The organism is Advenella mandrilli (assembly GCF_016595155.1).
GTDB lineage: Bacteria > Pseudomonadota > Gammaproteobacteria > Burkholderiales > Burkholderiaceae_B > Advenella > Advenella mandrilli.
Window position 1 is genome coordinate 1 of record NZ_JAENGP010000029.1, and the last position, 10361, is coordinate 10361.

Genomic DNA, 10361 nt, shown 5'->3' on the forward strand with positions numbered 1-10361 from the left:
AACACCAAGATTCATATGGTTGCCGCGGATGATCGAACTGCCGTAGCGTTTTCACTTTCTCCCGGACAGGCCCATGATGCGCCTGCTGGACGTGTCTTGCTCGAACGGCTCGGCGCGCTCACTCGGCTCGTCCATTTGCTGATGGATCGCGCTTATGAGGGCAATAAAACCCGGCAGCTTGCACTCGATCTTGGCTATATCCCCGTCGTACCCCCGTCCTCCAGGCGGTTGGATCCATGGGAGTATGACCGCGCGATGTATCGACGGCGAAACGAGGTGGAGCGATTGTTTCGTCGCCTCAAAGGCTACCGAAGAATCTTCTCCCGCTTTGAGAAGCTCGATCTCATGTTCATTGGATTCGTCAATTTCGTACTCGTGATGGACGGACTGCGTTTGTATTAACACGCCCTAATTAGGTCAAGCTAAAACGTAAGCAATGGATGAACGCCCAAGAACCCCTCCATTTTTAAAGTATTTTAAAATAGACCGGCCCCCATAGCAATTCACTCCATCATCTACCAACCCATTCCGTCGGGTTGAATTTCGTCCATTTCTTATCCAGACGCCTCACCATAGCTCCACACAAAAACAGGCAAAAGTTCTATACTGACTGGATAGCGATCAGCAATGTTTTCTGTGTCTTACTCGTTTCATTCGGGAGGCGATCATGAACGAAAATGCGTCGTTTAATTCTGAGCAGTTCAAGGCTATTACACGCGACGGTTGGAATAAGGCAGCCAGTGGCTGGGATCGCTACACTCCGCAAATTCACCAGTGGCTAACCAACGCAACCGAGCTTATGCTTGACATGGCGAAGGTAGAACCAGGGTTCCGGGTACTGGATGTTGCCGCCGGAGCCGGCGACCAGACATTAAGTGCGGCACGCCGCGCAGGGGAAACCGGCTACGTGCTGGCAACCGATATCTCTGCCGAAATTCTTAAGCTTGCCGCAGATAACGCGCATAAAGCAGGCCTGAAGAGTGTAGCTACCAAGGTAGCTGATGCAGAGGCCCTTGGGCTGCCGGCTGCTGATTTTGATGCAGCCATCTGCCGGCTGGGGCTGATGTTTTGTCCCGACCCCGTCAAGGCGCTTCAAGAAATGCACCATGCGCTAAAACCTGGCGCCTGTGCTTGCGTAATGGTGTTCTCGCAACCAGAAAAAAATCCTTGCGTCGGCATCGTGCAGCAAACAGCCCTGAAGTATGCCGGACTGCCACCTCCCGATCCGTATCAACCCGGCGGGCTGTTCAGTCTGGGAAAACCCGGTCATCTTGATCATCTGTTTGTGAATGCCGGATTCGGGAACGTGTCATCAAAAATCATCTCGGCACCCTTTTCCTTGCCATCTGCCAGCGCCTATTTAGCGTTTATCCAGAACTCGGCTTCCCCCGTGTTGCAGATTCTAAGCAAGCTAAGCGAAACTGAAAGAGCCTGCGCCTGGAAGGAAATGGAAGAAAAACTGGGAGCATTCCAGACAGCAAATGACTGGCAAGGCCCCAACGAACTGGTGCTGGTTGCGGGCGAAGCAACCAAACATATTTCAGCAACAGGCAATTAGACGGAATGCATCGGCCTACCCTTTCAATTTCGAATCGGTGCCCTATTTCTACGGCGAAGCACGCGGCAAATAACAATGACAGCCATTCCACGCCGGTCGCTTTTGGCAGAATCATATCCCTAACTATTACGCCGGAATCCGGAACATCCGCTTTCTCGCTCTTTGAGCGCAGTTTTAGCGAACACGCCGAGGTTGAGCTGGCCTGCCAAAGTCCTGGCACTACAAAAAGAAATTACCTTGCAACAAAAATAGCTTGTGCCCCTGTTTCCATTGCCGAGTTTTAGCCAGTTTTATGAACGCCTTGGTATTTTCCGGCACCCACCAACCAACTACACCGCAAAAACAATCTCCACCCCCTGATCCTCAATCGCTGCAAGCAGCTTCCTGTCGGAAGCTGCATCTGTAATCAGCCGTTGTATATTTTCCCACGAAGAAATCCGGAAACTGGCAAAAGCCTGCAGTTTGGTATGATCGGCCAAAACCGTGACCCGGTTTGCTGCTGCAATAAAAGCCCGGTTCATGCCGGCGTCTTCGTTGTCACGCATATAAATGCCACTTTCAGAAATGGCATGTACACCGAGAAAAGCTTCCCGGATCTGGAAATCGGGGAAACGATCATGGTCCGGCCGGGCAATGGCGGCCTGTTTACGCATATCAAGCCGACCCGGTAGCATATACACATGGGCGCTATGGCTCTGGCCTACCTCGGTGGCCACGGTCAAACCATTGGTAATGACATGCAGTGCCTGGTGACCACGCAAGGCCCGTGCAAGCGCATGGGTCGTTGTACCCGCATTTACAAGAATACTGTCGCCATCTGATATGTATTGCGCAGCACACTCTGCAATGATTGCCTTCTCTTCTGACTGCTGATGATGCCGTTCGGAATAACTGTACATCTCATAACGGGCACTGCCTTCAGCCAGAACCTCTTGCGTGGCAATCGCGCCACCGTGCGTACGCTCCAGCAAACCACGCTCACCCAGTTCAAGCAAGTCGCGCCTGATCGTGACAGGAGAAGTTGAAAACGCCATGGCCAGATCACGCACGGTAACTGCACTGGTTTGCTGCATCATGGTCAGGATATGTTGTTGTCGTTCAGCTTTAAGCATAGGTTCGGAAGCAGTAATTATCAAATGTCCTGGCGGCCCCTCACATCAGGGGAATATCCAGAATGGCAAGTTGTAACCAAAACGGCTATTACATCTTAGCACATCACAAACGAACATATATGATCATTTTATTGCACAAAAAGTTGATTAGTTCATTAAATCGTCATATTCATTCATTAAAGTGCCTGCTATGAAACCAAATAAACCACCAAAAACGATCGTATTCGATCTAGATGGAACACTTCTAGATACCTGGCCCAGTCTATTAGCCGCGGTTCTTGCCTTTGACCCTGCCGGACAAACCCGACTGGACCCGGGCGCCTTGAAGCTTCGGCTCAGTGACGGCATTGGCCCAATGCTCTCCCTCGCCCTTACCCAATTAAACCGAGATGGGACTGACGCTGCCCATGACTTTCAGCGGCTTTCCAAAACCTATGAAGATAACTGGCTATGCACCGCCTTGCCTTTTGAAGGCAGCCAGACGCTGCTGCAAGACCTGAACAGGGCCGGATACAGTTTGGGTCTATGCACAAACCGCGACCCCAAAACCACCACGGCATTGCTTGATCACCTCGGCTGGAACGACTGCTTCCAGGCAAAAATACATTTAGGTGATTGTAAAACCTCCAAACCGTCTGCAGAACCATTGCTCAAGACCCTGGCTTTGCTGGAAAGCACGCCAGAAAAAGCTTTATTCATAGGCGACTCTCATATTGATGCATCCTGTGCAGCCAATGCAAACGTCTCCTTTGTCGCCCACCTGGGCGGCTATCACACCTGCCGCAGTGAACTTGATCCCTGCCTGATGACCTTCACCCGTTTTCGTGATCTGGCCAGCTGGATCAGCCTGCATCACCCTGCTTTAATGGAGTCATGAAATGACTGATATCGAACTCACCGCCGTGACGAAAACCTATGGCGCCACAACCGTACTGAATGAGCTCTCGCTAAGCATCAAAAATGGCGAGTTCCTGACCTTGCTCGGAGCATCCGGTTGCGGGAAGTCAACACTACTCAAACTACTGGCCGGGCTTGAACCGCCCGATAGCGGAGAAATCCGCAAAGGCAACATCAACCTGCTTGCACAGACACCGGCTGAACGCGACTGTGCCATGGTATTCCAGTCATATGCCCTTTACCCGCACATGACAGTAGGTGACAACATCTGCACGCCACTCTACATGAACACCATGAGTTTCATGCAACGCCTGCCCGGTGTCCGCTGGCTCAGCCCAAGCGCACGCAAGCACATCCGCACAGCACACGAACAGGGTAGAAAAATTGCCAAGACCCTTGGCATCGAACATCTGTGGTCGCGCAAACCCGCAGCCCTGTCCGGCGGTCAACGACAACGCGTGGCACTGGCCCGGGCAATGGTTCGGCGCCCCTCTCTTTTCCTGTTCGATGAGCCACTGTCAAACCTGGATGCCAACCTGCGTCAATCATTGCGGGCAGAAATACGGCAGCTGCACGACGAACTGAGTGTCACCTTTGTATACGTGACCCATGATCAGCATGAGGCCATGTCCATGTCTGATCGTATTGCCGTCATGAAAAACGGGCGTATCCTTCAACTTGGCACACCAGCCGAAATCTATGACCAACCGCAACACCGTGATGTGGCCGCATTTGTCGGTGCACCGCGCATTAATTTTCTGCCAATCACACGTGACAGCCAGGGACGCGCCAGCTTCCAGGGTCAGAATCTTGGGCAAATGTTACCTGCAACCGTAGCGGAAGTAGGCTTTCGGCCCCATACAGCCAGTCTGAAACCTCAAGCAAATGCCCTGAAAATTAACGCGCACGTTGTTCTGGTTGAATACACCGGTGCCGAACGCATTGTCACCTTGACGACTCCCGAAAACATCAACCTTACTATCGTGCTTGATAGCGAGCCTAACCTGCGAACAGGTGATGACCTGACGCTCTTTATACCGATGAGCCACTGCCATGCCTTTGACTCTGAAGGGCTTAGGCTGATGCCCTTGTGCGTTCCTCTTTCCTGCGCCGCCTAGGAGCCAAGCATGCGTATCAAACACACCCAACTCGCACTGCTACTTGGCCCAAGCATGGTACTGACAGTATTGTTATTGGTACTGCCCTTGTTCATCGTAGCGGTATTGTCCCTCACAGACTGGCAGTTTGGTGCCAACACCTGGAACTGGATCGGCCTGTCTAACTATGCCGAACTCTGGCAAGACGACACCTTTCGCAAATCATTCATCAATACGATGTATTACCTGGTAATGGTTTCGGTCGGTTCTATTGTCATCGGCCTGGGCGCTGCCCTCCTGATTGAGTCACACTCATCATTACGTGCTTTCTACCGCACCGCTTATTTTATGCCAGTCGCCTCTACCCTGATTGCCATGGCGCTGGTCTGGCAATTCCTGATGCACCCAAGCGCAGGCTTTATCAATCAGGTCATTTCATGGTTTGGCCTGGTACCGCAAAACTGGCTTAAAGACTATAACCTGGCGCTGCCGTCACTTGCCGTGATTGGTATCTGGCAAATGTCGGGGCTTGCCATGGTCATGTTCATGGCCGGACTGAAAAACATTCCCACCGAGTTACGCCATGCCAGCCTGCTGGATGGCATGAGCAATCCTATCGACCGGCTTTTTCGACTGACCTTGCCATTGCTGGGCCCCACCACCCTTTTTGTGGTTACCGTATGCGCCATCCGTTCGTTACAAGTGTTTGACATTGTTCATGTACTTACCAGTGGCGGGCCAAACAAAGCAACCGAAGTATTACTGCACACCATTTACAACGAAGGTTTCAGCTTCTTCAGAATGGGTTATGCCTCGGCCATGACGGTAATCTTTGTCGCCTGTATCTTCATTTTCACTCTGGTGCAACAGGCAGGAATGGATAAAAGGACACATTACGCATGAACACGCCAACACAAACCTCCCTACCCTGGCGCATCGCCCGTCACACTATTCTCATGACCGGCGCGATCATTTATCTATTTCCATTTATCTGGATGCTGTCGACCTCACTCAAACCGGCTGATGAGATTTTCATGAGCGGTTTTCACCTGTTACCCCAAAAATGGGCTGCCTGGGAAAACTACACAACGGCGCTTACCCAGGTACCATTGCTGCGCTATCTGCTTAATGGGATTATCGTCTGTGCAGGTATTCTTGTTCTCCAGATATTGATTGCCTTGCCTGCCGCTTATGTATTTGCCAAGACCGAGTTCCGTGGCAAGCGCCTGGCCTGGGCCCTGGTGATGCTCTCGCTCATGATTCCATTTCAGGCGACGGCAATCCCCCTCTATATCCTGCTCTATCATGCAGGCCTGCTGGATACAACCTCTGCACTGGTTATCCCGTTCATTGCCTCGGCCTTCGGTATTTTCCTTATGCGCCAGTTTTTCCGGGGCGTTCCCAATGATCTTATCCATGCGGCACGTCTTGATGGAATGAGTGAATTCGAACTGGTGTGGCGCATTCTCATGCCCACAGCCATGCCGGCACTCATCGCCTTCTCTATCTTTTCCGTCGTGTGGCACTGGAATGACTTTTTCTGGCCCTTGCTCGTAATCAGCACGATGGATTTGGCCACTCCCCCTCTGGGCACTATGTTTTTTATGAATGAAGAATCGGGCACGAACTACGGCCCTCTCATGGCAGGGACAGTCATTATCACACTGCCTCTGCTGCTATTTTTTCTTGCGGCGCAAAAGCGCTTTATTGAAGGTGTCACCCTATCGGGTGTTAAAGGTTAAAGGACCACTCATGAAACATCTCGTTATTTCAAGCCTCCTGGCGGGGCTCTCCCTGGGCAGCGGCATGGCCACTGCAGCAAAAATTGAACTCATCGTTGATTATCCCTACCCTGAGATATTCAATCCGGTGCACCAAGAGCTTGCCAAACGCTTCACTGAAAAATTCCCGGATTATTCAGTGAAGTTCCGCGCACCAACAACGGATTATGAATCGGCTGCCCAACAGGCATTGCGTCATGCTGTCACCAATCAACTGGCGGACGTCTCATTCCAGGGCCTGAACCGGCAGCGCGTGTTCGTAGACCGCAATATCGCCGTGGATCTCACGCCTTTCATCAAGTCCGAACCTGACTGGGAAAAACGCGGCTATAGCGACTCGCTCATGTCACTGGGTCAGGTCAACGGCATTCAGTCAGGTATTGGCTTCTCACTTTCGACGCCCATCGTCTACTACAACGCTGATCTGATCACCAAAGCCGGTGCCAAGCTGGACGATTTGCCCAAAACCTGGGACGACATTATTGCGCTCGCCGACCAATCGAAATCCGTCAATCCCGGTACTTACGGTCTGCACTATGACTGGGAAATCACGGGCAATTGGCTCTGGCAGTCCATGGTGTTTTCCAAAGGCGGTCAAATGCTGGACGATGCCGAAGAAAAGGTTGCTTTTGATGACGCCATCGGTCAGGAATCGATTGAACAACTGGGACGCATGGTTGCCAATGACACAATGCAAAACTACAGTTACAGCGAGGCGCAACAATTGTTCGTCAGTGGCAAGATGGCCGTATTTTCCTCCTCTACCTCACGCCTGACCGGCATTGAAAAACAAATTGGTGATCGCTTCAGGATGGTAACGGGCTACTTTCCGGTCTATGGCAAGGATGGTCGAGTTCCAGCTGGTGGTAACGTTGCCATGATGTTTACCAAAAATCCAGAACGCCAGAAAGCCGCCTGGGAATATATCAAGTTTGTCACCGGACCTGAAGGTGCCGTTGTCATGACAAAAAACACTGGCTATTTCCCTGCCAATATGCTGCCTATTGAAGATCCTGATGGCTTGAAAGGCTTCTACGACGCAAATCCCAACCAATATACAGCCGTTAAACAACTGCCTTGGCTGACAGGTTGGTATGCTTTCCCAGGCGAAAATGGCCTGAAGATCACCGACGTCATTAATGACAACCTGCAAACGGTCTTCGACAAATCAGCCCAACCTCAAGCGGCACTCAAAAATATGTCGCAAGAAGTTCAAAAGCTGTTGAAGCGCTAAGGAAACCTGTCATGAAATTCATCCATTTAACAGATACACACCTTATTGAGGGAGGTGGCGACCTGTATGGCAGCAATCCAAACCAGCGCTTAAGGCAGGCGGTAGCGCATTTTATGGTGCATCAACCTGACGCCGAAGCACTGGTGATTACTGGTGATCTCACGCACTATGGCGAAGCAGATGCCTACAAGCAGTTGCGCGAGATTCTGTCTGTCGTTAACAAACCGGTATATCTCATTCCGGGCAACCATGATCGTCGAGACGTCATTAAGGATTATTTTCCGTCCATTGAATGCGATGAAAACGGCTTCATCCAGTATACAAAAGATTTCGGGGATTACCTCGCCATCTTCCTGGATACAAATGAGCCAGGGGTAAGCTGGGGCGTATTCTGCGAACAACGGAGCACCTGGCTACGTAAACAGTTGGCAGACTCGACCAAGCCGGTGCTGCTATTTATGCACCACCCCTTTTTCCCGATCGGGATTCACAGCATGGACGCGATCTCATTGCGCGAGACAGCGCCGTTCCTGGATGCTATCAAGGGTTTTGAATCACGAATTCAACAGGTTTTCTTCGGACACATTCATCGCCCCATCACGGGCTCCTATAGAAAGATGCCTTTCTTTACCCTGAAAGGCACCAATCACCAGGTGGCACTTGATCTGCACGCTGAAGCCGATGCCGGAATCCCCGGGCGTTTGGAAGCACCGCAATACGCGATAGTTTGCTTAAGCCAGGAGCAGATACTCATTCATGTAGAGGATTATCTGGATGAAAGCCCGCGCTTTTCCTTGAAGGGCTGATAGAACAAAGTCATTACTGAACTAACGTGGGGGATTTATGGACAAACGATTTTGTCCCCCCACAATACATTGACAGTAAATACTCAATGTTCAAACATAAGAATTGTAAGCACCGCCATGGCTTACGATCTTCAGTCTCGGCAGATACATGGCATATCCTTGTACGATGAAGCCAGCCACACAACAAAAAAGCATTGACAGCGCTCTCAAGGAAAGTTAACGTAAAACCACACATGCTTTTACCAAACCGCAACTTATTAATGCAGTGTCCTATCCTGTTCAACACTCAAGGAGTGAGAAATGAGAGATACACCTGAACGTTACGGCAGCATGAGCCGATGGTTTCATTGGGGAATAGCAGTATTGGTTTTGTGGCAATTTCTTAAATTGAAGTGACCCCCAAATGTTGGACGGTTAAAAACTAGGCAGCTAAAACCTGCGTCCGGTATTGTACCGGACTCAGGCCGTTTAACTTGAGCTTGATACGTTCGTGATTGTAGTAGTGAATGTATTGCTCAATGCCCGCCCTGATCGGAGTGCAAAAGGGGCTTTTCAGACGGCTTAAGCCGGGCCAAGGCCTTATCCAACATCTCGGTGACCAGCTGCAAAACCGGGCGCCGTGCCATCTGCCAGGCGATGATTTCACGATTGGACAAGTCCATCACGGTAGAGAGGTACCGCTTTTGATTGTTGACTTTGAATTCCGTCACATCAGTCACCCATTTTTGATTCGGTTGATCGGCCTCAAACTGGCGCTGGAGCAAATCCGGCGCAATCGTCCCGACCGCACCCGCATACGATTTATATTTCTTGACGCGGGGACCAACGACTTTAAACCCAGTGCCCGCATCAGGCGCTGCACCACCTTGTGGTTGATCACCACCGCCTTGAGCTGGTAGTAAAACGTACTGCGTGACAGCCCTGTTATCTGTAGCAGCAGATTGAGCGAATGATCGGGCCTTAATCCCTGGATGACTTGCGCTTTGTCTGCAGCGCTGCAGCCTGTTTCGCTTCGATTAAGGCCCTCAATTTTTTTAAGTAGGCATTCTCCGCACGCAAGTAAGCCAGCTCGTCCAGCAGTTCTTGCTGTGTCCGTGTTTCGTCAGACGCAGGCGTCTTGGGAAGATGTTTTGTAGGCATTTTCATTTGAGTTCCACCTTTATGGGGGGGGCTTCAAGGCCCAGGATTCACCGGTAGTATTATACTGGCGACGCCACTTGCCGATGGTTCCTATGCTGCGGATGTTATAGAGTGCTGCGGCCTGTCGGTCGGATAACCCCTCGCGGGCAATGTGTCGCAGTACTTGCTGCTTGAATTCATCACTATAGGCACCGCGCTTGTTATCCAGGCCGGACACGCCATGATGCTGGTAGCTTGCTACCCAATAGCGCAATTGAGAAATATCCACCCCGTAGGTATCGGCAATGAGGCGATAGCCACTCTGGCCGGATAGATACGCTTGGACTAGGGCGTGTTAACACAAACGCAGTCCGTCCATCACGAGTACGAAATTGACGAATCCAATGAACATGAGATCGAGCTTCTCAAAGCGGGAGAAGATTCTTCGGTAGCCTTTGAGGCGACGAAACAATCGCTCCACCTCGTTTCGCCGTCGATACATCGCGCGGTCATACTCCCATGGATCCAACCGCCTGGAGGACGGGGGTACGACGGGGATATAGCCAAGATCGAGCGCAAGCTGCCGGGTTTTATTGCCCTCATAAGCGCGATCCATCAGCAAATGGACGGGCCGAGTGAGCGCGCCGAGCCGTTCGAGCAAGACACGTCCAGCAGGCGCATCATGGGCCTGTCCGGGAGAAAGTGAAAACGCTACGGCAGTTCGATCATCCGCGGCAACCATATGAATCTTGGTGTT

At 51.3% G+C, this 10361-nt stretch carries 11 protein-coding genes and 2 pseudogenes; 8 read left to right on the forward strand and 5 right to left on the reverse strand.

Annotated elements, in window-relative coordinates:
- The coding region (locus JHL22_RS15595; protein WP_200239496.1) for a transposase at positions 1 to 402 on the forward strand (402 nt) is incomplete at its 5' end.
- A gap of 265 nt (positions 403 to 667) precedes the next feature.
- On the forward strand, positions 668 to 1558 hold the full coding sequence (locus JHL22_RS15600) for a class I SAM-dependent methyltransferase (protein ID WP_200239497.1): 891 nt from the start codon (positions 668 to 670) through the stop codon (positions 1556 to 1558).
- Between the two features lie 329 nt (positions 1559 to 1887).
- Here JHL22_RS15600 and JHL22_RS15605 read toward each other — a convergent pair whose 3' ends face one another.
- Positions 1888 to 2670 (reverse strand): DeoR/GlpR family DNA-binding transcription regulator, encoded by a 783-nt coding sequence (locus tag JHL22_RS15605; protein ID WP_149897037.1) that lies wholly within the window; start codon positions 2668 to 2670, stop codon positions 1888 to 1890.
- A 190-nt stretch (positions 2671 to 2860) separates the two neighbouring features.
- On the opposite strand from JHL22_RS15605, the gene JHL22_RS15610 reads away from it, so the two are divergent.
- The 6 genes from JHL22_RS15610 to JHL22_RS15635 are packed head-to-tail and all read left to right on the forward strand — an operon-like array spanning position 2861 to position 8485.
- Positions 2861 to 3547 (forward strand): HAD family hydrolase, encoded by a 687-nt coding sequence (locus JHL22_RS15610; protein ID WP_200239499.1) that lies wholly within the window; start codon positions 2861 to 2863, stop codon positions 3545 to 3547.
- 1 nt (position 3548) lies between these two features.
- Entirely contained in the window at positions 3549 to 4685 is a 1137-nt protein-coding gene (locus tag JHL22_RS15615; protein WP_200239501.1) for an ABC transporter ATP-binding protein, read from the forward strand.
- Between the two features lie 9 nt (positions 4686 to 4694).
- A complete protein-coding gene (locus JHL22_RS15620) occupies positions 4695 to 5567 on the forward strand; it encodes a carbohydrate ABC transporter permease (RefSeq protein ID WP_149897040.1) in 873 nt (290 codons plus the stop codon).
- Entirely contained in the window at positions 5564 to 6406 is an 843-nt protein-coding gene (locus JHL22_RS15625) for a carbohydrate ABC transporter permease (RefSeq protein ID WP_188347494.1), read from the forward strand. Before JHL22_RS15620 ends, JHL22_RS15625 begins: the two co-directional genes overlap by 4 nt.
- Before the next feature lie 10 nt (positions 6407 to 6416).
- Complete coding sequence (locus JHL22_RS15630) at positions 6417 to 7679, forward strand: ABC transporter substrate-binding protein (RefSeq protein WP_200239503.1); 1263 nt, start codon at positions 6417 to 6419, stop codon at positions 7677 to 7679.
- Between the two features lie 11 nt (positions 7680 to 7690).
- Positions 7691 to 8485, forward strand: a complete 795-nt coding sequence (locus JHL22_RS15635; RefSeq protein WP_200239505.1) for a phosphodiesterase — start codon at positions 7691 to 7693, stop codon at positions 8483 to 8485.
- A gap of 421 nt (positions 8486 to 8906) precedes the next feature.
- Here JHL22_RS15635 and JHL22_RS15640 read toward each other — a convergent pair.
- The 4 genes and pseudogenes from JHL22_RS15640 to JHL22_RS15645 all read right to left on the reverse strand — a co-directional run.
- A pseudogene (locus tag JHL22_RS15640) lies at positions 8907 to 9607 on the reverse strand (IS3 family transposase); the annotation flags it as partial.
- Between the two features lie 37 nt (positions 9608 to 9644).
- Positions 9645 to 9842 (reverse strand): helix-turn-helix domain-containing protein, encoded by a 198-nt coding sequence (locus tag JHL22_RS16245; RefSeq protein ID WP_407926785.1) that lies wholly within the window; start codon positions 9840 to 9842, stop codon positions 9645 to 9647.
- A pseudogene (locus JHL22_RS16250) lies at positions 9828 to 9941 on the reverse strand (hypothetical protein); the annotation flags it as partial. The pseudogene JHL22_RS16250 and the gene JHL22_RS16245, both read right to left, overlap by 15 nt.
- 18 nt (positions 9942 to 9959) lie before the next feature.
- Positions 9960 to 10361, reverse strand: a 402-nt coding sequence (locus tag JHL22_RS15645; RefSeq protein WP_200239507.1) for an IS5 family transposase, incomplete at its 5' end; no start/stop codon positions are given.

Excerpts from the sequence above, each read along its gene's own strand:
- JHL22_RS15600 (WP_200239497.1), top strand. The coding sequence starts at position 668 with ATGAACGAAAATGCGTCGTTTAATTCTGAGCAGTTCAAGGCTATTACA.
- JHL22_RS15605 (WP_149897037.1), bottom strand. The coding sequence starts at position 2,670 with ATGCTTAAAGCTGAACGACAACAACATATCCTGACCATGATGCAGCAA.
- JHL22_RS15610 (WP_200239499.1), top strand. The coding sequence starts at position 2,861 with ATGAAACCAAATAAACCACCAAAAACGATCGTATTCGATCTAGATGGA.
- JHL22_RS15615 (WP_200239501.1), top strand. The coding sequence starts at position 3,549 with ATGACTGATATCGAACTCACCGCCGTGACGAAAACCTATGGCGCCACA.
- JHL22_RS15620 (WP_149897040.1), top strand. The coding sequence starts at position 4,695 with ATGCGTATCAAACACACCCAACTCGCACTGCTACTTGGCCCAAGCATG.
- JHL22_RS15625 (WP_188347494.1), top strand. The coding sequence starts at position 5,564 with ATGAACACGCCAACACAAACCTCCCTACCCTGGCGCATCGCCCGTCAC.
- JHL22_RS15630 (WP_200239503.1), top strand. The coding sequence starts at position 6,417 with ATGAAACATCTCGTTATTTCAAGCCTCCTGGCGGGGCTCTCCCTGGGC.
- JHL22_RS15635 (WP_200239505.1), top strand. The coding sequence starts at position 7,691 with ATGAAATTCATCCATTTAACAGATACACACCTTATTGAGGGAGGTGGC.